The organism is Parabacteroides acidifaciens, from assembly GCF_003363715.1.
In the GTDB taxonomy this organism is placed as follows: Bacteria; Bacteroidota; Bacteroidia; order Bacteroidales; family Tannerellaceae; genus Parabacteroides; species Parabacteroides acidifaciens.
The window spans coordinates 20,268-44,296 of sequence record NZ_QREV01000043.1 but is presented as its reverse complement, the minus strand read 5'-3'; the positions used below and the strand labels follow the sequence as shown (position 1 = coordinate 44,296).

At 40.9% G+C, this 24,029-nt stretch carries 22 protein-coding genes and 1 tRNA gene; 19 read left to right on the top strand and 4 right to left on the bottom strand.

From position 1 onward, the window contains the following. On the top strand, positions 1-198 hold a 198-nt coding region (locus DWU89_RS20900; protein WP_208642472.1), incomplete at its 5' end, for a hypothetical protein. 222 nt (positions 199-420) lie between these two features. After that, positions 421-1,680, top strand: coding sequence for a serine hydrolase domain-containing protein (locus DWU89_RS15360; RefSeq protein ID WP_115500517.1), 1,260 nt, complete (start codon positions 421-423; stop codon positions 1,678-1,680). A 9-nt stretch (positions 1,681-1,689) separates the two neighbouring features. Here DWU89_RS15360 and DWU89_RS15355 read toward each other — a convergent pair whose 3' ends face one another. Beyond that, positions 1,690-2,631: a glycoside hydrolase family 43 protein gene (locus DWU89_RS15355; protein WP_115500516.1), complete on the bottom strand. Its 942-nt coding sequence runs from the start codon at positions 2,629-2,631 to the stop codon at positions 1,690-1,692. A gap of 151 nt (positions 2,632-2,782) precedes the next feature. Here DWU89_RS15355 and DWU89_RS15350 point away from each other — a divergent pair, with 151 nt between their 5' ends. Further along, entirely contained in the window at positions 2,783-3,334 is a 552-nt protein-coding gene (locus DWU89_RS15350) for a 30S ribosomal protein S16 (protein ID WP_115500515.1), read from the top strand. A gap of 141 nt (positions 3,335-3,475) precedes the next feature. Here DWU89_RS15350 and trxA read toward each other — a convergent pair whose 3' ends face one another. Further along, on the bottom strand, positions 3,476-3,946 hold the full coding sequence (trxA, locus tag DWU89_RS15345; protein ID WP_115500514.1) for a thioredoxin: 471 nt from the start codon (positions 3,944-3,946) through the stop codon (positions 3,476-3,478). A 194-nt stretch (positions 3,947-4,140) separates the two neighbouring features. Between trxA and DWU89_RS15340 the strand changes: the two genes are divergently transcribed. The 9 genes from DWU89_RS15340 to DWU89_RS15300 all read left to right on the top strand — a co-directional run bounded on the left by DWU89_RS15340 (position 4,141) and on the right by DWU89_RS15300 (position 16,223). Then, a tRNA-Ser gene (locus tag DWU89_RS15340) sits at positions 4,141-4,225 on the top strand. Between the two features lie 201 nt (positions 4,226-4,426). Continuing rightward, positions 4,427-5,002, top strand: a complete 576-nt coding sequence (locus DWU89_RS15335; protein WP_115500513.1) for an RNA polymerase sigma-70 factor — start codon at positions 4,427-4,429, stop codon at positions 5,000-5,002. Positions 5,003-5,055: 53 nt separating this feature from the next. Then, on the top strand, positions 5,056-6,078 hold the full coding sequence (locus DWU89_RS15330; protein WP_115500512.1) for a FecR family protein: 1,023 nt from the start codon (positions 5,056-5,058) through the stop codon (positions 6,076-6,078). A gap of 243 nt (positions 6,079-6,321) precedes the next feature. Then, a complete protein-coding gene (locus tag DWU89_RS15325; protein ID WP_244205926.1) occupies positions 6,322-9,765 on the top strand; it encodes a TonB-dependent receptor in 3,444 nt (1,147 codons plus the stop codon). An 18-nt stretch (positions 9,766-9,783) separates the two neighbouring features. After that, positions 9,784-11,541 carry a RagB/SusD family nutrient uptake outer membrane protein gene (locus DWU89_RS15320; protein WP_115500510.1) on the top strand — a complete coding sequence of 586 codons (1,758 nt, stop codon included), beginning with the start codon at positions 9,784-9,786 and terminating at the stop codon, positions 11,539-11,541. Positions 11,542-11,778: 237 nt separating this feature from the next. Further along, positions 11,779-12,969, top strand: a complete 1,191-nt coding sequence (locus DWU89_RS15315; RefSeq protein WP_115500509.1) for a Gfo/Idh/MocA family protein — start codon at positions 11,779-11,781, stop codon at positions 12,967-12,969. Positions 12,970-12,992: 23 nt separating this feature from the next. Then, positions 12,993-14,399 carry a divalent metal cation transporter gene (locus tag DWU89_RS15310; protein WP_115500508.1) on the top strand — a complete coding sequence of 469 codons (1,407 nt, stop codon included), beginning with the start codon at positions 12,993-12,995 and terminating at the stop codon, positions 14,397-14,399. A gap of 6 nt (positions 14,400-14,405) precedes the next feature. Beyond that, positions 14,406-15,233, top strand: a complete 828-nt coding sequence (locus DWU89_RS15305) for a sugar phosphate isomerase/epimerase family protein (RefSeq protein WP_115500507.1) — start codon at positions 14,406-14,408, stop codon at positions 15,231-15,233. A 99-nt stretch (positions 15,234-15,332) separates the two neighbouring features. Beyond that, a complete protein-coding gene (locus tag DWU89_RS15300; protein ID WP_115500506.1) occupies positions 15,333-16,223 on the top strand; it encodes a sugar phosphate isomerase/epimerase family protein in 891 nt (296 codons plus the stop codon). Between the two features lie 116 nt (positions 16,224-16,339). Here DWU89_RS15300 and DWU89_RS15295 read toward each other — a convergent pair whose 3' ends face one another. After that, positions 16,340-16,564, bottom strand: coding sequence for a winged helix-turn-helix domain-containing protein (locus tag DWU89_RS15295; protein ID WP_115500505.1), 225 nt, complete (start codon positions 16,562-16,564; stop codon positions 16,340-16,342). Positions 16,565-16,794: 230 nt separating this feature from the next. Between DWU89_RS15295 and DWU89_RS15290 the strand changes: the two genes are divergently transcribed. Next, entirely contained in the window at positions 16,795-17,097 is a 303-nt protein-coding gene (locus tag DWU89_RS15290; protein ID WP_167451700.1) for a GNAT family N-acetyltransferase, read from the top strand. A 13-nt stretch (positions 17,098-17,110) separates the two neighbouring features. Further along, entirely contained in the window at positions 17,111-17,335 is a 225-nt protein-coding gene (locus tag DWU89_RS15285; protein WP_115500503.1) for a (4Fe-4S)-binding protein, read from the top strand. Positions 17,336-17,338: 3 nt separating this feature from the next. Here DWU89_RS15285 and DWU89_RS15280 read toward each other — a convergent pair whose 3' ends face one another. Then, positions 17,339-18,133, bottom strand: coding sequence for a hypothetical protein (locus DWU89_RS15280; RefSeq protein WP_115500502.1), 795 nt, complete (start codon positions 18,131-18,133; stop codon positions 17,339-17,341). 98 nt (positions 18,134-18,231) lie between these two features. Here DWU89_RS15280 and DWU89_RS15275 point away from each other — a divergent pair, with 98 nt between their 5' ends. From DWU89_RS15275 to DWU89_RS15255, 5 genes are all read left to right on the top strand, one after another. Further along, the gene (locus tag DWU89_RS15275) at positions 18,232-19,164 is read left to right on the top strand and encodes a DUF362 domain-containing protein (RefSeq protein ID WP_115500501.1); all 933 of its coding nucleotides are present in this window, start codon (positions 18,232-18,234) and stop codon (positions 19,162-19,164) included. Beyond that, positions 19,164-20,759, top strand: a complete 1,596-nt coding sequence (locus tag DWU89_RS15270) for a 4Fe-4S dicluster domain-containing protein (RefSeq protein ID WP_115500500.1) — start codon at positions 19,164-19,166, stop codon at positions 20,757-20,759. Before DWU89_RS15275 ends, DWU89_RS15270 begins: the two co-directional genes overlap by 1 nt. Positions 20,760-20,870: 111 nt before the next feature. After that, positions 20,871-21,722 carry a hypothetical protein gene (locus DWU89_RS15265; RefSeq protein WP_115500499.1) on the top strand — a complete coding sequence of 284 codons (852 nt, stop codon included), beginning with the start codon at positions 20,871-20,873 and terminating at the stop codon, positions 21,720-21,722. A gap of 59 nt (positions 21,723-21,781) precedes the next feature. After that, the gene (gene tgt / locus DWU89_RS15260) at positions 21,782-22,912 is read left to right on the top strand and encodes a tRNA guanosine(34) transglycosylase Tgt (protein ID WP_115500498.1); all 1,131 of its coding nucleotides are present in this window, start codon (positions 21,782-21,784) and stop codon (positions 22,910-22,912) included. A gap of 12 nt (positions 22,913-22,924) precedes the next feature. Then, on the top strand, positions 22,925-24,010 hold the full coding sequence (locus DWU89_RS15255) for an LptF/LptG family permease (RefSeq protein WP_115500497.1): 1,086 nt from the start codon (positions 22,925-22,927) through the stop codon (positions 24,008-24,010). The last annotated feature ends 19 nt before the right edge of the window (positions 24,011-24,029 follow it).

Sequence of the window (24,029 nt, the reverse complement as noted above, 5' to 3'; positions counted from 1 at the left end):
TCGATTCTCCGGGAGTTAAGCTTTATCACTTTGTCGGCGTTTATGCCTTCCGGCAATCAAAAAGAATACTTTTCAGAACGGACTGCGCACCTCGTTTTTCCTATTGTCATAAAGGGGAGCTTAAACTGCAAAAAAAGTCAATCCAAAATGGATCAAGATTTCGGACGAAATAGAAAAACGGTCGAAAAGGGGGGGTAATGTATATTTTTCAGATTTGCAGGAGGTTCAAAACAGGCCAAAAATAAAACAGTAAATCATTATTTCTTGCTTCAAATATGTCAAATTTTTAGACACCGTTGTCTAAAAATTTGACAGTTAGCCACCACACCGACAGACCTATTCCAATTGATAACCAACGTCTTAAACACATTGGCACATTTTTTGCATTTATATAAACAAAGAACTACTAAACACGACAACATGAAATTCAACAGTTACATTAAATCCAAACAAAGGACAATCTGCGCTCTTGGCTCTATCGGCCTTGCCGTTGCCCTGCTTTCATCATGCGGGATATTCTATAAATATCCGACTATCAACGATTATACCCAATTCCCTTATACCGCAATCCATCATGGAGATTCCGTTTATCATTTTAAACCACGCGGCAATAACGACATTAGCCAGCTATTAGTAAGAGGTCAAGGCAGGGACAGAGATACAGTCGATTTACCTTTAGACACCTACTTGCAATCGACCCGGACAGCCGCTTTTGTCGTTATAAGAAACGACTCCGTCTTATTTGAAAAATACTATAACGGTTACAACCGCAACCAGCTGATAAACGTTTTCTCCATCTCAAAATCAGTAACATCCCTATTGACCGGATTAGCCATTGAAGACGGTTATATACAAAGCGTTACGGACCCTGTCACGAAGTATGTACCCGAACTGTTGAGTGGTGATGCTAAATTTCAGAGACTGACGATTGAAGACTTGCTGAATATGCGTTCCGGACTGAAGTTCAATGAAAATTATGGCAGCCGTTTTTCCAAAATGGCCAAGCTATATTACGGTAAAAACCAATTGGGACAAATAAAGAAAATGAAGTTCGCCCACGAACCGGGCAGCGTATATGAGTATCAAAGCGTAACCACCGCTCTATTAGGTATCGTCCTGGAAAAGGCAACAGGTAAAGAATTGGGTAAATACCTGGAAGAGAAAATATGGATTCCATTAGGCATGGAGCATGATGCCACCTGGAGCCTCGACGACGAGAAACATCGTTCGGCCAAAGCCTATCAAGGACTAAACCTGACGGCTATCGACCTGGCCAAGATCGGACAACTTTACCTGAACAAGGGGAAATGGAACGGAAAACAAATTATTAATCCCGATTGGATAAAGAAATCCACCACGCCTAATGTCAACAATGAAGGCTATCAATATCAATGGTATAGCATGGATGAATGGTATTACACCAAAGACGGGCCCTATTTTCCGGATTCAATCAGTGCTGCAAAAGCTATGCAGCAAACAAAATACGACTATTACGACATAAAAAAGCAGAGAAATGGGAAATGGTGCGTCCTCGCATATACAAATGCCTTTTATGCCATGGGATATATGAAGCAAGTCTTATACGTAGATCCTGACAAAAAAGTTGTAGTCGTACGAATAGGAGAAATCGGAGATGTAGAGCTCGGTTTTATTGCAGATGAGTTAGTCAATAAACTATAAGGCGGAAGCTTATTCCACGACTACCGGTCGAATCAGATTGCCGCCGATCGAGACTCCGTTTTTGTCAGAAAAAGACATATCGATAATATATGTATTCCGCTGATTGACCTCCGTCTGGCTTTTATGCGCGTGAAAGACATAACGATATTTCCCATTTCCGTCCACAAACGGAGCGCCGTGCCCTGTGCCGACAAGGTTTTCCACTTTGTGCAACAAGGGATTTCCCGTGTATTTCTTCCACGGGCCGAAGGGCGATGCGGAAGTGGCATAACCGACCGCATAATCCAGGCTTCTGAAATCATTGGCTGAATAGAGCAAGTAATAAACACCGTTTAGTTTAAGTGATGAAGGTCCTTCTGCAACCTTTCCGAACACTGTTTCCCATGGCTCGGTCGCCTCGATGCATTGCGTCAGTGTCTCTTCCTTTATTTCTTTCAGGTTGTCTTTCAGCTCCGCGCACCAGATCACATTGCCATTCGTAAAACGGACGAAATAAAGGTAAGCCTTCCCGTCTTCATCGAACAAGACAGAAGTATCGATCCCCTTCTCTTCACGGATAGGTCGTTTTTCGTCCTGCACGAAGGGACCTAAAGGGGAATCGGACGTCGCGACACAAACATGTTCTTCCACCGAGTAATACATATAAAATTTCTTGTATTTCTCGACATAGTAAACCTCCGGCGCCCAGAACCACTTGTCTCCATACGAATCATCCTTGCTCAAAGCCAGGTTTGCAGACCGCTTCCATGATTTCAGATCGTTCGAACAATAGACCTCGAAACCGTCTCCCCTTGAAGTTCCGTAGGCATAATACATATCTTTATAACACAAGATATAAGGATCGGCAATCGGCAGGACTGTAGAAACCGTTTCTTCCCCTAAGGCGGAAACACTCACATACAGAGTCCACAGCAATGTAAAGATTATCTTTTTCAGTATATTTGTATTCATAATGTATTCGTTTATTATTAGGCAATTGTGTATTTTTGCATCCGCTACAAAAATACGCAATTATTTTCTTTCCCGATCTATTTGTTTTCTATCCGGGAATTCATATCTTTGCACCCGCTAATACAAACAGCTTAAATTAATTATTTCAAACATGGCAACAAAAATTAGATTGCAGAGACACGGTCGTAAAAGCTACGCTTTTTATCAGATCGTAGTCGCAGACAGCAGGGCTCCACGTGATGGAAAGTTTATTGAAAGGATAGGTTCTTATAATCCGAACACTAATCCTGCTACAGTAGATTTGAACTTCGAAAGAGCTTTGTATTGGTTACAGGTAGGTGCACAACCTACAGACACCACTCGTAATATCCTTTCCCGTGAAGGCGTTTGCATGAAAAAGCACTTACTGGAAGGCGTTAAGAAAGGTGCATTCGACGAAGCAACAGCTGAAACTAAGTTTCAGGCTTGGTTGAAGAACAAACAAGCTTCTACTCAGGCTATAAAAGAGAAAGACAGCGAAGCTGCAAAAGCTGCAGAAAAAGCTCGTCTGGAAGCCGAAAAAGAAGCAAACAAGGCAAAAGCAGAAATCGTTGCTAAAAAGAAAGCAGAATTGGCAGCCGCTGAAGCTGCTAAGCAAGCTGAAGAAGCAGCTGCTGCCGCTCCGGCAGAAGAAGCTCCTGCAGCAGCAGAAAGCGCTGAATAATTCGTGCCGAGCCAAAATAAAAAGAGGACACCCCCAAGGTGCCCTCTTTTTTATTGCCCGCCGCCTCTCTCCTACACAAAAAAACGCCTGGCCCTACAAAGAGAACCAGGCGCTATGCAATTATCTTCAAAGAGATATACTTTACTTCTTCAACAAGAAATTGTCGATTTGTTCCACAAACTGCTCTTTCGACAAAGCTCCCTGAGCAAGCTGCGGCTTACCATTCTTGGGGATAAACAGCAAAGTCGGTATACTCTGGATGCCGAATGCAGCCGCCAATTCTTTTTCATTATCCACATTAATCTTATAGATAATAATGTCGTCCTTATACTGCGCTGCCAGTTCTTTCAGGATCGGAGACACACGCTTGCAAGGTCCGCACCAATCTGCATAGAAATCTATAATTGCAGGTTTGTTTCCCTCATACACCCATTGCGTCTGATTCTTTTCGTAATTATATACTTTCGTCAGAAAGTCCGCCTTATTTAAGACAACCACTTCCCCCGATGCAGCCGCCTTTTCTGTTTCATTCTTTTCAGGTTTTGCAGACATGGAACAACTAACCAAAATCAGCGCCATAGCCACCATCAATAGACTTTTCAAATTTCTCATATAAACCTCGTTACTATTAATTATTACTACCTACAAAAATAACAATAAAAAACCACAAACGTTCAATCCCTGTGGTTAAAAGAAAAGTATGAGCTCATAAATAAAAAATATCAGCGCAAAAAATAGGATATTCCAAAATAATCACTACCTTTGCACCGCAATAGAGAAAAAAAATACTGTTGCAAAATATAATTGGAGAGATGGCAGAGTGGTCGATTGCGGCGGTCTTGAAAACCGTTGAACCGAGAGGTTCCGGGGGTTCGAATCCCTCTTTCTCCGCTAATAAGATAAGGCACATACTTAAGAGTTCTATCTTATTTATATTTCATTGCTGACAATGACAAACGCTACAAAAAAAGATTCTTTTCCCCGATTTGCTCATTTGTCCACACAATCTTGGTATATAAGAAACCGTACACTTTACGAATATTCAATATAACAACAACTTTTAATAACGAAAAATAGTCGTATCTTCGTTACATGGATGATTGCACACATACAAATGAGATTGATCTGTTATTCTGGAAGATCGCACAATTGGACGACGAAGATGCTTTTCGTTCTTTATTTTTTAAATTTTTCTCTTCCCTTTGTGTATTTGCTCATAGATATATAGAACAGTGGGAAACCTGCGAAGATATTGTGCAGGATACATTCTTTAAGATATGGAAAAACCGAAAAAAAATGATCATTAATACTTCCGGTAGAAATCTCTTGCTGACCAGCGTACGGAATAGTTGCGTAGATTATTTGCGTAAGCAGGAAATTGAAACTTCATGGATACAAAAAAAATCACTTCATAAAACAGAATATTCCACTGATGACTTATACGCGACTGTAGAATTAGAAAATATGTTGAATGCTGCATTATCGAATTTGCCGGAAAATATCCGTCAAGTTTTTGAGATGAGTCGTTTTGAAGGCCTGACATATACAGAAATTGCAACACAACAGCGTATTTCCATTAAAACCGTTGAAGCTTATATAACAAAGGCTTTGAAGCAACTTCGCATAGAGTTAAAAGATTATTTGCCACTCGCTTTACTTTTATTTTGATAAAAAGTATCTTTTTCCTATAGGGTATTTTCTTTGATGTACGTCTAATTTATATGAAAGCACAAACAAGACTCATCATTGATTACCTTGAAGGGAGACTATCTGCAGAGGAAAAGAAACATTTCGAACAGATGTTGAATAATTCTGCGACGCTACGAAAAGAAGTATCAGAGATTCGTTTTGTCTGGGAAAAAACATCTGAACTGGCATTACACAAACAAATTAATGTATCACGGAACTGGGAGGAAATATCCCGTCGGATTACCTTATATAAATATAAAAATAATTTATGGCGATTCATCCGTAATACAGCAGCCATATTGCTTTTGCCGGTTATGATAACGACTTTCATAATGTACAGCATATTGAAAGATCGGGAAAGTATTTTGTCTGGACAACTTGAGTTAACATCTGCATATGGTTTAGTTTCGAAGGTCACATTGCCTGATGGTTCAGATGTATGGCTAAACTCGGGATCGACAATTTCGTATCCACAATCCTTTTCAACGGAAACACGCAAAGTATTATTAAGTGGTGAGGCCTATTTTAAGGTAAAGGCTGATCCTTCAAATCGTTTCGAGGTATTAACTGAGAATGGAATCGTAGTAAGCGCTTATGGTACGGAATTTAATGTATCCGCCTATGACGAAGATTCTACAATTGAAGCAACACTTGCATCTGGGAATATCGAAGTTTCATTACCTGAATCATCAGGTTCGGAAATCTTATCAAAAGGACAGCAAGCCATCTTTGACAAAAAAAGTAACCGTCTTGAAATAAAAGACGGTAATCTGGCTGTAAAAACATCATGGAAAGACGGTAAAATGATATTCCGTCGAACAAAGATGACAGAAATAGTCAAGCGGTTATCACGTCACTTCAATGTTGATATATATCTTGAAGGAAGTGAATTATATGACTATGAATATTCGGCAACATTTACTACCGAAACATTAAATGAAATATTGTATTTTTTGGAAAAATCGGCACCGATAAAGTGCAAGATCATAGAGCCATCGCAATCGGACGATTACACGTATTCAAAACGAACTGTTTTAATTCATTTAAGAGAATAAATCACCTAAAAATTAAATTGCCTATGGAGAAAAGATCATAAAAAACAAAGCGGGAAAATAGTACCAGTATTTTCCCGCCTATCAAAAAACTACCAATCCGAGAATCTCATCTTAGGAGCGGTAATTCAATCAATTAAGTAGTTTACAACATAATTAATTTGACAATGCAAAATTATGAAGAATACACAACAATTCAAAAATTCAAAGTGTTATTTTATACTAATACGTAAAATCCCTATTTTTATGAGAATAACCATAATTCTATTATTTATAACGATTTTACAAGCAGGGGCTATTACAACCAGCCTTTATTCACAATCTGCCAGCATATCGTTAAACATGAAAAATGCAACAATAGAAGAAGTTTTAAATGCGATAGAACAAGAAACCGAGTTTTATTTTTTGTATAACAGTAAATTGATCAATGTAGACCGTAAGGTTAATCTACATGTAGAATCAAAATCTATCGATTCGGTTCTGGAACAACTATTTGCAACTACTGATGTGATCTACAAAGTTGAAGACCGGCAAATAATATTAAGTAAAAACGAGTTTGTCATAAATGAACGCCTTCAAAACAATAAAAGCATACAAGGCGTAATTGTAGATGAAAAAGGCGAATCTGTGATTGGAGCCAGTATCATGGAGAAAGGCACGAATAACGGAACTATTTCAGATATAGACGGTAAGTTTACACTGAATGTTTCTGATAACGCAGTATTACTTGTTTCCTATATCGGTTATCTGACGCAGACCATTAATACGGCTAACCAAACAACATTCAATATCATTCTACATGAAGATATGCAAGCAATCGACGAAGTTGTTGTCGTTGGTTATGGCGTGATGAAAAAAAAGCTGGTAACAGGTGCCACCACCCAAATTAAAGGTGGCGAGATTACTAAAAAAAACACATCCACTGTATTAGACGCACTGAAAGGTCAGACACCGGGTGTTAGTATTCAGAGACTTTCGGCGCAACCAGGAGACGGCTTTAAAGTTAGTATCCGAGGCTTAGGCACAACAGGTAATTCATCTCCTTTATTCATTGTGGATGGTGTAACCGTACCGGATATTGATAATCTGAATCCATCTGATATTGAGACGATAGATGTACTTAAAGATGCCTCTTCAGCTGCAATTTATGGTGCTCGGGCATCGAATGGCGTTGTACTGATCGGGACGAAAAAAGGTGTCATAGGTAAACCGACTGTGACTTATGATGGCTATTTTGGCATACAAAATATTGCCAAAAAACTCAATTATCTGAATGCACAAGATTATTTAATGCTCATGTCTGAGTTTTATACGAATAATGATGCCCCAATTCCAGATTATGCTTCCATGATATCCGGCTATGATGATATTGTCAGTGGAAAATGGAATGGTTCGAATTGGCTGCATGAGACAACAAACAAAAATGCACCAATTCATAGTCACAGTATAAATGTTTCGGGGGGTACTGAACAATCTATATACTCACTGGGGCTGTCTTTATATTCTCAGGAAGGAATAGTCGGAAAACCGGCAACACCTACTTTTGACAGATATACATTCCAGGTAAATACGGAAACTACCCTATTGAAGAATAGCAACTTTGACATATTAAAAATCGGTGAAAATTTGAATTATAACAATAGATCCAGAAGGGTATCTGTTAGTCCGAATTCCGCCAATCAAAACAGTTTTGCAAGCATAATGAGCGGTGTACCAGTTATTCAGGTATATAACCCAGACCCGACAAGCCCGGGCTTATATCCAGCATATTTTCCTTATGACAAATATGGAGGACCAACAGGAATAGCTCCGACAGCACCAAATCCGTTAGCTTACTTAGAATATGCACGGTCTGGAAATCGTAGCCGGGCAAATAGTCTTAACGGAAATGTCTATCTTTCATTTCAACCTATTAAGAATCTAATTTTCAGGTCTTCTTTCGGGATCAATCATTATTCGGAGTCGTACCGCCAATATGTTCCCAAATATTTTCTAACAGCGACCACTACTTCCAGTTATTATATCAATAGTATAGACCGGACAACTCAAACAATGAGTACCGGGTTAACCTGGATGTTTGAGAATACTTTATCATACAGTTTAGATGTAAAAAAGAACCATTTTGACTTTTTATTGGGTACGTCTGCTGAAAAATCCGGTATCGGGGAAAATATCTCTGGAAGTAATGGAAATTCGTTATTCAATGATTTTGATTATGCGTACTTAGTGAATAATAAAACAATTGACCCATCTATGACAACCTTAACCGGTAGTCCGCTTACCCCTGGTCGATTATTATCATTCTTTGGGCGCGTGAGCTATGATTATAATCAGACTTATATGGCAACGGTTGTGTTACGTGCAGACGGATCTTCCAACTTTGCCAAAGGAAGCCAATGGGGATATTTCCCATCCGTTTCAGTGGGCTGGTCAATTATCAATGAAGACTTTATGGAGTTTGCCAGAAAATGGATCAACCAATTTAAGCTAAGGGCAAGCTGGGGGCAGAATGGAAATCAATCCATATCTCCTTTCCAATATTTATCCACTATTTCATTTTCCGACGCGAATTTTTATAACTATTCAGATAAATCGAAGTACACGAGTGGAGGATATCCCAATATTATTGCAAACAAAGATGTAACTTGGGAAACTTCCGAGCAAGTAGATATAGGCTTTGACAGTTACTTATTAGATAGCAAATTAGGAGTTACGTTTGACTGGTATAAGAAAACAACGAGAGATTGGTTAATCCGCGCCCCGATTTTAGCTTCGGATGGTACGGGTGCTCCTTATGTAAATGGTGGAAATGTACAAAATAAAGGATATGAAATTGCTTTAAGCTGGAGAGATAATATTAAAGGTTTTAGCTATTCAATAACTCCCAATGTTACATTTCAGAAAAACAAGGTAACTAAAATAAACAACCCCGAAGGTATTATCCATGGTCCCAATGGTACATTACATGCTGACCAAACAGAAGCATACCGTGCCCAAGTAGGATACCCGATCGGATATTTCTGGGGTTTAAAGAGTAATGGCTTATTCCAAAACCAAAGTGAGATAGATAATTATAAGAATGCCGAAGGAGCGGTCATTCAGCCGAATGCTAAACCAGGAGATATGCGATTCGTGGATCAGAATGGAGATGGCGTCATTGATCAGGAAGACAATGTAAACTTAGGAGATCCAAATCCGAATTGTATATTTGGCATTTCCCTTGATCTATCGTACAAGGGGTTTGATTTTAACGCCATAGCCAACGGTATGGCCGGAAATCAAATCATGTGGAATTATTTCAATAACAACAATCATGGAGTTTATAATTGGATGGATATCGCTTTAAACAGATGGCATGGAGAAGGCACCTCTAATTCTTATCCAAGAATTAACACCGGATCTACCCAGGACGTACGAATGTCTGACCGATTTGTTGCTAATGCGGACTATATAAGATTAACAAATCTGACACTTGGTTATGATTTTTGTCAACTATGGAAGAAAATGCCTTTGAAACAGCTCCGTTTTTACGTGTCTGTTCAAAATCTTTTTACCATAACTTCTTACAAAGGCTTTAATCCGGAAGTTGGGAATAGTGGTCCGAATAGTGGAAACTGGGCTGGTGGAGTGGACACATCTCCTTACCCGCTTGCCCGTACAGTCATGTTTGGCATAACGATAAAACATTAATCATTAAAATTTCAGATCATGAAAAAGTATATAATCTTATTATTAATATTATCAGTTCTTGCTTCAGTGTCTTGTTCTGATTTTTTATCAACAGATGACCTGACGGAAAAAACCAATTCGACTTTTCCAATTACGGAGGATGATTACAAACAAGCAATCGCGGCAGTATATGCTGCACAAAAAAGTTGCTACTATGATCAGATAAATAGTTTTGTAGGTCTGTCCAACTATCTGGATGACGATCATATTGCCGGTGGACGAGCTTTATTTGATGATCCTGCGATCCGAGCAACAGAGCGATATCAGGTTCGGAACTTGGATGCATATAGTACACCTTGGTCGAACTACTATACCGGGATATTCAGAGCGAATTTTGTACTTGAGAGCCTGGAGAAAAACGGAAATACACTTTCTGATGCTGCCAAGAATAATATTGAAGGGCAAACCCGCTATTTAAGAGCATCTTTATATTTCGATCTTACCAGACTATTCGGAGAAGTTCCGCTTAAGTTATCGACCGAATCAAATAATCCTCCCAGAGTGAGTACAGACAGCTGTTTTGCGCTTATTGCAAGTGATTTAAAACGGGCTATTGAAATATTGCCTTCCACTTCTTTTCAGGGAATTAATAAGGCGACAGATTTGTTTAATGCGAACAAATGGGCTGCAGAAGCGATGGCGGGTCGTGTGTTTTTATTCTATACTGGTTACTATAATAAATCAGAATTACCTCTTTTTGAAGGCGGCGCTATAAATAAAAGTCAAGTTTTAGATTGGCTCCATGATGTGATTGACAATAGTGGATATCGCCTAATAAATGATTTTAGAAATTTATGGTTATATGCGCTTGCTAATCGTGGGAATGCTGATGATTACAAGTTTGCAAGAGATAATAACCTATCTTGGATTGGAGAAAAAGGAGATAATACGGAAGCCATCTATTCAATATCTTTTTCTGCCTTAGGCGAAAATATGAACTTCAATCGATTTGCTCATAGTGTAAGTTGTACGGTAGGAGGATTATTTCCTTTTGGCAATGGCGGTGGAATGAGTGCCGTTAATCCTAAAGTTTATAATGAATGGGATAACGATGACTTAAGAAAAGCCGGTTCGATATGGAATGTACGAGATTTTGAAACAGAAGGCATTGAGTTTAGTGAAACTCCGGCTCCAAACTCGGGAAAGTTTTATTTTAACAGTCAAAGTAATATGGAAGAAACCGGTTTCCATCAGAAAAAATACAGTCATATTTATGTAAAAGTTGATGGAGCGCGAGTTGCTGCAAATACCATTGTAAATGGAATTGCAACAAAGAACGGACAATCCGATTCTTTTGTCGGTATCTATATTATACGTTTCTCAGACGTTCTTTTAATGGCAGCTGAATTAGGTAGTCCTAATGCTCAGAGCTATTATAACCGGGTAAGGTCGCGCGGATATTTTGCGAATCATGGAGATACGCCATTGGAAAATACTCCTTATTATAAAGCGGTTAGCCAGGAAAATATCCAAGAAGAAAGAAGGCATGAGTTTGCTTTTGAAGGAATCCGTGCCTGGGATATCAGAAGATGGGGGATTGAAGAGCAACAAATCACAAAATATAAAACAGATGTACCAGTGTACAGATTTGGCATTCCGGAAGTTATCACGATTAAATATCGTCCTGAAACTAAAGGTCTTCTTCCAATACCTTTAAATCAGATTAATTTAAGTAATGGTGTTTTGAAACAGAACGCAGGTTGGGATTCTAACGATGCGATCTATTCCGGGAATTAATGGCACACATATGTGAACCAGGAGTGAAGGAATAAGAATAGTCCCCTCTCACCCACCCTAAAAAGCAATTTTAGCTTTTGGATGTGACTTTTTCTTTTACTCCTGATTTACATAGCTTGTAGTCATCTTTTCACAATTCATTTTTTTATCATTTAATTCTTTTTAGAATCCGCTCTTTTGAGTTGGAGAAGGTTTTATTGTCTCAAATAAGATAGGGACTTAAATAAACAACTGATTATGCAAAATAAAAAAACTATAAAAGCCGGGATTATTGGCTCCGGATTTGCGGCTTCTTTTCATTATGCAGCGTTACAGCGTGTATTTAGTGCAGCGGTTGAAGTAGTAGGCGTATATTCTATCGCAATGGACGAAGCGGAAGATTTTGCAACGAGCCGTGGAATAAAGAGATATGCGACTTTACAGGAAATTATGGCAGATGTCGATATAATTCATGTTTGCGTACCGCCTGCCTATCATGAAGAGATAGTCCTGTCTGCATTAAAAGCCGATAAAGATGTCATTGTTGAAAAACCTTTTACCGGGTATTTTGGAAATCAAGATGATAGATTTAACGGAGACACCTTTCCTCGTGAGCAAGCGTTGGTTTACGCCATTGACAGTGTAAAGCGCATGTTACAAGCGGAAGCCAAAAGTAAAGGACGTATTATGTACGCCGAAAACTGGATATATGCACCTGCTGTCCAAAAGGAACGTGAAATTATTGAAAAAAGCAAGTCACAAATTTTGTGGATAAGCGGAGAACAGTCACATTCAGGATCACATTCTTTGTCATACGGAAAGTGGAAATTATCAGGAGGTGGATCTTTGATCGGAAAAGGATGTCATCCGCTAACGGCTGTATTTTATCTAAAAGCAGTGGAAGGTTATGCCCGATTGGGCAGGCCTATTCGTCCAAAAACAGTCTCAGCTCGTGTTCATGCGCTAACGAGAATGGATAGTTACGATAATAAAGGCTATTTAAAAACACACTATTCTGATATTGAAGATTTTGCAACGTTGCATCTGGTCTTCGAAGATGGAACAGTCGCCGACATTTTTGCCAACGAGTTAAGTTTGGGAGGAACAAACAACTGGTTGAAAATTTACGCGAATAATCATCGTACGGAATGTAATATGAGCCATAATAATTCAATGCAAACTTATACGCCGGAAGAGAAAAACTTTGAAGATGTATATATCGTGGAAAAAACTGAAACAAAACAAGGATGGAGCCAAGTTTCTCCTGACGAAGGTTGGTTTCTTGGGTATCAGCACGAAATGAATGCATTTTATAATGCTCATATTGAAAATGGTAGAATTGAAAGCAATAGTCAGTTAGCTGCCGATACGATTATTACAATATATACGGCATACTTGTCTGCTGAAAAAAAAGGGGCTGAACTTGAGATTTGTTTGGTATCTGATTAAATTCATATAAAAGATTATGCATAATGAAGAACGAAACAAATATAGAGAAAGAACGGCAAGAGTTACTTTCGTTGAAAAATAAAAGTCTACCAACTCGCCTGAAGTGGTATTTTTCCAAATCAGGTCCAGGCTGGATGCAAAGTGCGATGACTTTAGGAGGAGGAAGCGCTATGGCTGCCTTGTTTTCCGGAGCATTTTTAAAATATCAGTTGCTTTGGGTACAACCCGTAGCAATGCTTATTGGGATTACAATGTTATCGGCTCTTTCTTTCCAGACCTTGACACGAGGTGAAAGGCCGTTTTATGCAATGAAGAAATATGTAAGTCCGGCCGTAGCATGGATATGGGTCATTTTCACGCTTATAACCACGATGATCTGGCATTTTCCACAATATGCAATAGCTTCTGGAATGTCATTAGACTTATTAGAAGAAATTTTTTCGTTTAAACTTGCCCCTTCATCTATACAACAGACCTTTATCCTTCTGGTGATTGCGTTTATAATTTTTTGTGTTGCAGCAACGATTGTATGGAATTATGGAAAAGGCAGTAAAGGTGTGACCTTTTTCGAAAATACGATTAAAAGTATCGTATGGTTTATTATTATCTCGTTTGCCGGCGTTGTAATGGCAGAAGGTTTAACAAATGAGGGTATAGACTGGGGTGAAGTTTTATCCGGTTTTATTCCTTTTTCGTTTAAAAACGGATTTCATTGGAACATACCATCTGATACTACCGGAATTTCAATTTTTATTGCATCATTAAGTGCGGCAGTAGGCTTGAATATGACATTTTTATTTGGTTATAGCTTTTTAAAAAAAGGATGGACAAAAGAATATACAGGATTGGCCAATTTTGATTTAATTACCGGTATGTTAATACCTTACACACTTGCCACATCGTTAATGATTATTGCAGCTGGTTCAACTTTACATACACAAGATTTTCTGGATTCGAATGTTACCAACATTTCTCCCATAGCAGCCGCCAGTATGTTGGAAGCAACAGGATTACCTCCTATTATCTCACGTGTGATTTTTGGCTTGGGTATCATTGCAATGGCGATAAATGCTATTATTTTGCATATGGTAGTATCCGGGTTCGCTGTTTGTGAAATCTTTAAAATCGAACCCACAGGATGGAAATACAGGATGGCCACTCTTATACCGGCACCCGGAATATTCGGAGCAATCTTTTGGAGTAAAATGGGTACATGGATTGCGATTCCAACATCAGCAATAGCCCTTATTATGCTACCTATAGCCTATATCGGCTTTTTCCTGCTCAATAATAGTGCTGCTTATCTAAAGGAGGACATGCCGCGAGGCAGAAAAAGGTTTATATGGAACACAGCAATGATTGTTGCTATTGCAATAACCTTAATATGCGTAGCGTTTTATATAATAAAAGTTTTACCTACTTATTTTTAATATATAATGATTAGAATTAGTGCCTTTGCAGATGAGGTTTCTACTGCATTTAAAAAGCAATTGGAGCTTCTTTCAACAAATGGAGTCGGCTATTTGGAGCTCCGTTTTATTGACGGAATGAATATTATAGACGTCGACCGGAATAAATGGGTATATTTGAAACAGATGATGGACGACTATCATATTCAGGTGAGTGCAATTGCCTCTCCCATAGGAAAAAGTTGCATAACCAGTCCTTTCGAAGATGAATTTATTCGTTTTAAACGAACTGTTGAGATTGCGAGTATCTTTGAAACTCAGTTCATCAGAGTTTTTAGTTACTATCCACCTTTAGGGAGTAAGATTGAAGATTTCAGAAATGAGGTGCTACAACGATTTCATATTCAAACGTCTTATCTGGAAGGAACAGATATTATAATGGTACATGAAAATGAATCGGGTATCTATGGACATTCGGCATCGAACTGTCTGGATCTTATGGAAACGATAGACTCACCTTCTTTAAGACAGGCATATGATCCGGCAAATTTCGTATGGGGAGAATCTATCGTAAATAATATAGAACAATGTTTTTCTATACTGAAAAATTATATTGTACATGTCCATATCAAGGATTGGATATTAGGAAGCAAAGATGTCGGTGCTTTCCCTGGAGAAGGTGACGCACAAATTGCATCATTAATCTGGGAGCTGAAAAGAATGAATTATAAAGGCTTTCTGACATTAGAACCGCATTTAAGTAGTGGAAGTCAGTATGGCGGAATAACTACAGTAGATCAGTTTGAGAAAGCACTTGCTCTTGTAAAAACTCTTTGTGACCTGTATGAGCTCTAAACCTTGGTAGGATCAATATACTTGCATTTTATCACCGAATGTAATACTTTTAATTATATTTCAACAACTAACATTTTTAAACCTTTTAAAATTACAAACATGAAATCAATTATTTTTACTACAATTTTAGTTGCTCTATTTGCAACAAACGGCTTTTCACAACCAGCCAATAGAGGTAGTATTGGTGAGAAAAGCCGAGTGAAGATCGGACTGAATTTTTTCTCTTTTGATAATCCGATCAAAAATAATGAACTCGATATTTTTGATGTAATTAAGTATGCAGCTTCCATAGATATGGAATGTGTAGATATTACGGGTTATTATTTCCCAACTTATCCGCAGGTCCCCAGCGATGAGTATATTTATGATGTAAAACGTTGTGCGTTTCGTAACGCGATCGATATATCAGGAACTGGCGTCCGAAACGATTTTACCAAACCGGATTTGGCAGAACGTCAAAAAGAGATACAATTAGTCAAAGATTGGATTGTCGTAGGGGCAAAACTGGGGGCAAGCACAATACGTGTTTTTTCCGGGCCAGCTATCCCAAAAGGCTATACATGGGATGAAGCCGCTAAATGGATTGCAGAAGCGACAGACGAATGTGCTGAGTTTGGTAAGCAATACGGAGTTATGGTTGCCATACAGAATCATAATGACTTTTTGAAAACGGCGGATGAAGTGAATAAGTTTTTGTCCATGTGTAAATCGGACAATGTAGGACTGATGCTTGATATCGGTTGTTTCCGTACGAGTGATCCATATGCAGAAATAGAAGAAGTGATCCACCATGCTATTACATGGCAGATAAAAGAAAGTGTGTTCATCAATGGAGTGGAGACTAAAACCGATGTAAAAAAATTGATGAAGCTCATTCAGCAGAAAAATTACTGTGGTTACCTACCTATTGAGACGTTAGGAAAAGGGAATGAAAAAGAACGTGTGAAGACTTTATTTATCGAGCTGAAAAAGGAAGTGAAAGCTCCATAAATTTTCAAAATACGCTTTTCTTTCTCCGCAAAATAAAAATCGGAAGGCCTGCAGATTAATCGTTTGCAGGCTTTTCTATTTTTCAGGAATCTTATCAAAAAGACTGCTGTTCAATTTTAGTAATACATTTCAGGAATCGAAATATTCAATTCAGCATGCAGCACACCGCTTTTTTCTACCAAGCGCACTTTCTTTTCCTTGACTAACCATCCTAAAGCCAAACAAACCAAAGACTCTTGACGATGAGTCATCTCACCTATCTTTTCAACAGAGAGAGTCTTTCTTTCCGATAACAAAGACCAGATCTGACCGGCCTCTGAAACAACATCGTTCTTGTTCATAATACTTTGCTTTTAAATGTAAATTATTCCTCACCATTTCTTAAGAAAGCCAAATACTTTTCGCTTTAAAAATTGAACAATTCTACACCCAAAATAGTTCTATAAAACTGTGTAAATCAACATTAAAATGAAGAAAAAAGGATTAACGCCTTACAAATCTTCGTCTCCATAAAACAAAATCTTTGTATCTGTTGTTCTAAATAAAACCAAACATCAATTAAAACAAATACATGATGGAAGATTATGAACTTATAGACAACACCGAAGAGAAACAATTCGAGTTTCATATCGGCAAGTACAAACCGCTGATCGAATATATCATATCGAAAAACGGCGAGATCTACTTGACCCACACGGAAGTTCCGGTAGAACTGGAAGGGAAAGGTGTCGGTAGCCAATTGGTAAAAAAAGTACTCACGGAAATAGAGAAACGGAAACTCCGTCTGGTTCCGATGTGTCCTTTTGTAGCCGGGTACATACAAAAGCACCCGGAATGGAAAAGTTTAATTATGAGAGGTATTAATATAGGGTAATAAGAAAAAGAGTATGGGAAAAATTCATGAGTATTCAAATGGTGAACTCACCATTGTCTGGCAACCTGACCTTTGCCAGCACGCCGGGATCTGCGTTAAGATGTTACCGAAGGTGTATAACCCCAAAGAACGTCCCTGGATCAAAATTGAAAATGCGACAACCGAAGAACTGATCAACCAGATCGGGAAATGTCCTTCGGGCGCATTAAGCTACAAGCTGGATAAAAAAGAGGAGTAGCAATTACTCCTCCTGCATCCCTTCCAGATAACGCTCGGGAGCCAGCCCCATGCGCTGGAGAAAACCAGCCAGGGCACTGTATGTCAAATTGTTCTCCGCCCGGTTCTGCAAAGCAATCTGACGGAGACAATCGAATGGTATCGTATAGTCGACATAAGGGACCAGATCGCCATCCGTAAAATCATATCCGGCATTAACCGGATCGCAAAACTGCACGATCCGCCACTCCTGTTCGGAAGCAAAACAAGGTTCCCGTACTTCGAGACAGGCATTACAAAGCATCGAAAAGAGGCGGGAATCCCGCGTAAACCCGGTATGTTCTTCATCGTAGAAGAATTTATCGTACTCCCGTTCCATCTGCGAGACAAAAGTCTTCAAATTCTCTTCCTCATTATATTTACACTGAAGCAAATATTTGTCGTCAGACAAACTATATTCTCCTATCGCTCCATAATCGAAAGTCAACCGCAGATACGGACTCTTTCCCTGTTTCAACCCTGAAGGTATTTCCGGACTCTGATATACAGGAAGGGCATACATTTCCATTTCCGGCCCGATCAGCATCCGGCGGTTTGTCCTGAAAAAAGGAATTTCACGCTTACTATGCTCCGCGCCGATTCCTTTTTGCTCTTCATACAAAACGATTGCACGACGAAGAAGAGACAGGCCATAGCCTATTTCCTGCTCCGGCAAACGATACATCAAATTAGGAACCCGAAGGCTGAAAGAACAGGGTGTCTGGGAAAGCTGGCATCCCCGGACAAAGGATTCTACTGAAACATAGGAATATAAATCCATCTTTTATATTTTTTTTCGAGGTCAAATATACGGATTATATAAGAGATTATCTATCTTTGTTTAAACATTTATAAACTACATAATACCAATTGAACAAAATGAAACGTCGTGATTTCTTAAAGACCAGTGTTGTAGCAGGTGCTGCTTTATCTTTGAATTTTGAAGGACTACAGGCTGCCCTTTCGTCTAATACTGTTGCAGTAGAACAGGCCCCGGACTTGGTCGCAGTGATGGGTGGAGAGCCAGAAGTAATGCTCGACAAAGCATTAGAAGCTCTTGGTGGCATTAATAAATATATCAAAAAAGGACAAAAAGTAGTTATCAAACCAAATATCGGATGGGACCGTACACCTGAATTGGCAGGAAATACAAATCCGAAACTGATAAAAGCGCTCGTAAAGAAATGCTTCGAAGCGGGAGCGGAAAAGGTAACCGTATTCGATCATACCTGCGACAACTGGCAGAAATGCTACGAAACAAGCGGTATCGCCGCAGCCGTAAAAGAAGCCGGCGGTATCATCATGCCGGGTAACGACGAAAAGTACTTCAAAGAAGTGGCCATCCCCGGCGGTGTAACACTGAAAAATGCCAAGATACATGAATCACTGATCGAAGCAGACGCTTGGATCAACGTTCCTATCTTGAAAAATCACGGAGGGGCCAAACTCTCATGCGCGATGAAAAACATGATGGGTATCGTATGGGACCGTCGTTTCTTCCACCAGAACGATTTGCAGCAATGTATCGCCGATATCTGTACCTGGCAGAAAAAACCGGTTCTGCACATCGTAGACGCTTACCGCATGATGCACCAGAACGGTCCGCAAGGAAAAAGCGCAGCCGACGTGGCTACCCTGAAATCAATGATCGTATCTCCTAACATTGTTGCTGCTGATACGGCTGCCCTCGCGTTGTTCAACCAGGTGAAAAAGTTAGATATGGATGCAGTTGGGCACTTGGGCAAAGGTGAAGAGTTGAAATTAGGTTCTACCGATCTGAAAAAAATAAACATCAAACGTATTAAGATCTGATGAAGAAACCGAATTATCTAAAAGGATTGAGGGTACTGCTCGCAATCCTGTTTTTCGTACCCATACTTCTGTTCTTTGTCGATTTCTCTGGAGTTTTACCGGGCGACATACACAAGTTACTGCATCTGCAACTGATGCCGGCGCTGTTGGGCGGAATGATCGGGCTCATCGTATTCCATTTCCTGCTGGCGCTGGTATTCGGACGTATTTATTGCTCTGTGATATGTCCGGCAGGAGTATTGCAGGACATCATCAACCGTCTGTTCTGCATCGGGAAAAAGAAGAAGAAAGGCCAGCGCCGTTTCGCCTACCATAAACCGATGAACTGGCTTCGATACATCCTGTTAGCAATTACAGCTATTATGGCGGTACTCGGTTTCAGCGGGCTATGCCTGTTACTGGATCCGTATAGCAATTTCGGACGTATAGCAGCCAGCCTGTTCCGTCCCGTCGTGATGTGGAGCAACAATATTGCAGCCAACCTGCTGATGAAAATGGACAACTATTCTTTGTTCCATGTGACGATCAGCACTGTTACGGTATCCGGTCTGATAGCGGCAAGTATCGCACTAATCGTATTTATTGTGATGACAGTCTTTCGCGGACGGCTGTTCTGCAACACGATCTGTCCTGTGGGAGCACTGTTGAGCATCTTCTCGCGCTACTCGCTTTTCCGTATCTCTTTCGATAAAGGAAGCTGTACACATTGCGGAAACTGCGAACATACCTGCAAGGCGGAAGCGATCGACAGCAAAAGCCTAACGGTCGACACATCCCGCTGCGTGGACTGTTTCAACTGCGTATCATCCTGCGCAAAAGGCGGGTTGCAATATCGCCTGCAACTTCCGGAAAAGAAACAGGAAGGAGCAACCGCTGACGTCTTGGCTGCACAATCGTCACCTATCGAACAGCCTTCGGCAGCCAACAGCCGCCGTACATTCCTGGCGACAGGTGCGACAATAGCCGCTTCCCTGCCTATCGTATCGGCTATTGCCGAAGAAGCGGGAAAAGGTAAAAAACACAGAAAAGGCGGAAAGAAATGGCCGCCCCTCACCCCGCCGGGTTCTATCAGCCTGGAACGTTTCAAAGACAAATGTACGGGATGCCAAATATGTGTAGTCCGCTGTCCGAGCCAGGTGCTCCGTCCTACAGGATTGGAATATGGTTTGGATTATATGCTGAAACCACGCCTCGCCTACATCAGCAGTTATTGCAACTACGAATGTACGGTATGCTCCGATGTATGCCCGACAGGTGCAATCAAGCCGCTGACCATTGAAGAGAAAGTCACGACACAGGTCGGCATCGCCACCTTCTTCAAAGGCCGTTGCGTCGTGAATACGGAAGAAAAAGACTGTGGCGCCTGTGCAGAACACTGTCCGACTCAGGCCGTGCATATGGTTCCCTACAAAGGGACGTTGACGATTCCGCAGATCAATCCGGATCTTTGTATCGGATGTGGCGGATGCGAATCGATTTGTCCGGTCCGTCCGATGCGTGCGATTATCGTCAAGTCGAATGTGGAACATAAATATGTCGAAAAACCGAAAGAAGAAGAGGTAAAAGAGGTCGAAATTGACGATTTCGGGTTCTGACGATGGAATATTTTTCATAAACCAGTATACTACGAAGCCTCGCTTGCGAAAGTGAGGCTTTTTCATTATGTTTGCCACACATTGAATAGTAAACCATAAATTCCATCCGTCATGAAAGTATGTAGTTTTGCCTTATTTGTCTTATTGTTTTTCTGTATCTCTTGTGACAATGAAGAAATCACGTATGCAGATTGTAAAATTGTCTTTGAAGGCGACACAACGACTTTCAAGAATATCGGAGAAAAACGCACCTTCACCATCTCTGCATTAAAGCAGAAATATGCGGATGGGATTGCCACCGACCAGTGGGTCCCGGTTTCGGAATCCGGAATATCCGTTACAATTAAGTCGGATGAATTCAAACTCACCTCCTCTTCTGCCGCATTATTCGACATCAGTGTAGAAGAAAACCAGGCAGACACTCTGGTGCAGGCCTCTCTTCTTGTTTCCGTCCTTGACGGAGCTGTGACAAAAACAGAAGAAATAGCGCTAAAACAATCCGCCTCCGAAATCTCATATGCATACAAAATCGAATCCGAACAGAACCCGTTCATAATCCCCAAAGAAGGAGGTGAATTTTTCATTCCTTTTACGTGCCAATGCAAGCGTACAGTTAACGGAAAGGAAAAGGATTGGGAATATTCGGATATGAAAAGATTGAGATATGTCGCTTATGTCAATAGCGGACTCGTCCATGATTCCAAAGGGGAGCAGGTCCGTTCACACCGGTTCGAAGCGAAGAGTACGGATAAACCGGGGCACTATAACCTCCATATCATTGCTGCCGGTCCTTTCTATCTGGGGAAGAATACGAATTTCGAAATGTACTATACGATCCGAAACCAGATTTTTGAAGGAAAAGAAGAAATCTACCTCTATCAAACATTCTCGCAGGAGCAGGACCCCACAATCGAAGCATCTTTCCCCCTACCTGTCTCCAATTCGGGCCCGCTGAATATATGATCGGATTATCTTTCCCGCAAACTCTTTTTTCTTAGAAGAATTATGAGTTTCTTTGCAGTATGAAATTCGAATTACAACATAACGACACAAAATCAAATGCAAGGGCGGGTCTGATTACCACTGATCATGGAGTAATTGAAACGCCTATTTTTATGCCGGTCGGGACACAAGGCACTGTTAAAGGGGTGCATATGACCGAGTTGGAAGAAGATATCAACGCACAAATTATTTTAGGAAATACATACCATCTGTATCTCCGTCCCGGGTTGGAAATACTGGAACAAGCCGGCGGCTTGCATAAGTTCAATACATGGAGCCGCCCGATCCTGACCGACAGCGGAGGTTTTCAGGTGTTCTCACTATCCGAAAACCGTAAGCTGCACGAAGAAGGCGCCATGTTCCGTTCGCATATCGACGGCTCCAAACATATGTTTACACCCGAGAAAGTAATGGATATCCAACGGATTATCGGAGCGGATATCATTATGGCTTTTGACGAGTGTTGCCCCGGCGATGCAGACTATGATTATGCAAAGAAATCCCTCGGCCTGACGGAACGCTGGCTGGATCGCTGTTTTGATCGTTTCAACTCGACAGAGCCGAAATACGGTTACCGGCAGAGCCTCTTCCCGATCGTACAGGGCTGTGTCTATCCGGATTTGCGCCGGGAAGCAGCCGAAAACGTTGCTCGCAAAGAAGCCGACGGCAATGCAATCGGCGGACTGGCAGTGGGTGAACCGACTGAAAAGATGTATGAGATGATCGAGGTTGTCAACGAAATCCTGCCGAAAGACAAACCCCGCTACCTGATGGGTGTCGGTACACCGATCAACATCCTCGAATCGATCGAACGGGGTATCGATATGTTCGACTGTATCATGCCGACACGCAACGGACGCAACGGGCAGTTGTTTACCCGCTTCGGCACGATCAACATGCGTAATAAGAAATGGGAGAACGACTTCTCTCCTATCGACCCGGATGCACATTCGGCAATCGACACACGCTACAGCAAGGCTTACCTGCATCACCTGATCAAGGTGAACGAGATGTTGGGGCTGCAACTGGCTTCCATCCATAATCTTGCGTTTTACCTGTGGCTCGTCAAAGAGGCGCGTAAACATATTATTGCCGGCGATTTCACCACTTGGAAGAGTGAAATGGTCCGCCAATTATCAAACCGGTTATAAGAAAGCTGTCACATGAAATTCAAACTGAAACGGATAGACTGGTACATCATCAAGCAGTTTCTGGGCACATACATCTTTGCTATTGCCCTGATTATCGCTATCTCGGTTGTGTTCGACATAAATGAGAAGATCGACAAGTTCCTGAGTCCGGACGTGCCGCTGAAAGCGATCGTCTTCGACTATTACATGAACTTCATTCCCTACTTTGCGAATCTGTTCAGTCCGCTGTTCACCTTCATCGCGGTAATCTTTTTCACGTCGAAACTGGCGGACAACTCGGAAGTCATCGCCATGCTGGCAAGCGGGATGAGTTTCCGGCGGTTGATGTTGCCGTATGCGATTTCAGCAGGGATCATCGCGCTCAGTACCTTCGTCCTGAATGCATATATCATCCCTCCGGCTAATGAAACGCGTATCGATTTCCAGAACACATACATCAAAAACAAAAAAGTAGATTATGTCCGTTCCGCCCAGTTGGAGATAGAGCCGGGTGTAATTGCCTATTTCGACCGCTATGATGCGAAATCGGGTATGGGCTACCGTTTTTCCTTAGAGCATTTTGAGGATAAGAAGATGATTTCCCGTTTGACAGCAAAGTCCATCAAATACGACTCGCTTTACAACTGGACAGTGATCGACTACATGATCCGCGATTTTGACGGCATGCGCGAACACATCACCCAGGGTAGCCGTATGGATACGACACTGACGATCGTCCCTTCCGACTTCCTGATCTCCGTGAATGACTGCGAGACAATGACTTCACCCGAACTATCGACCTATATCGACCGCCAAAAGAAGCGGGGTATTGGAAACATCCAGACGTTCCAGATCGAATATCACAAACGATATGCTGCGATTATGGCGGCTTTCATCCTGACCTCCATAGGAGCCTCTCTTTCCTCACGCAAGATCAAAGGCGGCATGGGGTTGAATATCGGTATCGGACTGGCGTTAAGCTTCTCCTATATCCTCTTTACCACTGTCACCTCGACCTTTGCCATCAACGGCAGCCTCAGCCCTGCCATGGCAGCCTGGATTCCAAATATATTGTACACGTTCATCGCCATTTATTTATATCAGAAGGCGCCGAGGTAAAGATAGCAGGAGAGAAAAA

Coding starts and splice junctions, on each gene's coding strand:
- DWU89_RS15355 (WP_115500516.1), bottom strand. CDS start 2,631: ATGAATACAAATATACTGAAAAAGATAATCTTTACATTGCTGTGGACT.
- DWU89_RS15285 (WP_115500503.1), top strand. CDS start 17,111: ATGGGAAAAATTCATGAGTATTCAAATGGTGAACTCACCATTGTCTGG.
- DWU89_RS15315 (WP_115500509.1), top strand. CDS start 11,779: ATGCAAAATAAAAAAACTATAAAAGCCGGGATTATTGGCTCCGGATTT.
- DWU89_RS15300 (WP_115500506.1), top strand. CDS start 15,333: ATGAAATCAATTATTTTTACTACAATTTTAGTTGCTCTATTTGCAACA.
- DWU89_RS15350 (WP_115500515.1), top strand. CDS start 2,783: ATGGCAACAAAAATTAGATTGCAGAGACACGGTCGTAAAAGCTACGCT.
- trxA (WP_115500514.1), bottom strand. CDS start 3,946: ATGAGAAATTTGAAAAGTCTATTGATGGTGGCTATGGCGCTGATTTTG.
- DWU89_RS15290 (WP_167451700.1), top strand. CDS start 16,795: ATGATGGAAGATTATGAACTTATAGACAACACCGAAGAGAAACAATTC.
- DWU89_RS15335 (WP_115500513.1), top strand. CDS start 4,427: ATGGATGATTGCACACATACAAATGAGATTGATCTGTTATTCTGGAAG.
- DWU89_RS15360 (WP_115500517.1), top strand. CDS start 421: ATGAAATTCAACAGTTACATTAAATCCAAACAAAGGACAATCTGCGCT.
- DWU89_RS15270 (WP_115500500.1), top strand. CDS start 19,164: ATGAAGAAACCGAATTATCTAAAAGGATTGAGGGTACTGCTCGCAATC.
- DWU89_RS15310 (WP_115500508.1), top strand. CDS start 12,993: ATGAAGAACGAAACAAATATAGAGAAAGAACGGCAAGAGTTACTTTCG.
- DWU89_RS15275 (WP_115500501.1), top strand. CDS start 18,232: ATGAAACGTCGTGATTTCTTAAAGACCAGTGTTGTAGCAGGTGCTGCT.
- DWU89_RS15325 (WP_244205926.1), top strand. CDS start 6,322: ATGAGAATAACCATAATTCTATTATTTATAACGATTTTACAAGCAGGG.
- DWU89_RS15305 (WP_115500507.1), top strand. CDS start 14,406: ATGATTAGAATTAGTGCCTTTGCAGATGAGGTTTCTACTGCATTTAAA.
- DWU89_RS15255 (WP_115500497.1), top strand. CDS start 22,925: ATGAAATTCAAACTGAAACGGATAGACTGGTACATCATCAAGCAGTTT.
- DWU89_RS15295 (WP_115500505.1), bottom strand. CDS start 16,564: ATGAACAAGAACGATGTTGTTTCAGAGGCCGGTCAGATCTGGTCTTTG.
- DWU89_RS15265 (WP_115500499.1), top strand. CDS start 20,871: ATGAAAGTATGTAGTTTTGCCTTATTTGTCTTATTGTTTTTCTGTATC.
- DWU89_RS15330 (WP_115500512.1), top strand. CDS start 5,056: ATGAAAGCACAAACAAGACTCATCATTGATTACCTTGAAGGGAGACTA.
- tgt (WP_115500498.1), top strand. CDS start 21,782: ATGAAATTCGAATTACAACATAACGACACAAAATCAAATGCAAGGGCG.
- DWU89_RS15280 (WP_115500502.1), bottom strand. CDS start 18,133: ATGGATTTATATTCCTATGTTTCAGTAGAATCCTTTGTCCGGGGATGC.
- DWU89_RS15320 (WP_115500510.1), top strand. CDS start 9,784: ATGAAAAAGTATATAATCTTATTATTAATATTATCAGTTCTTGCTTCA.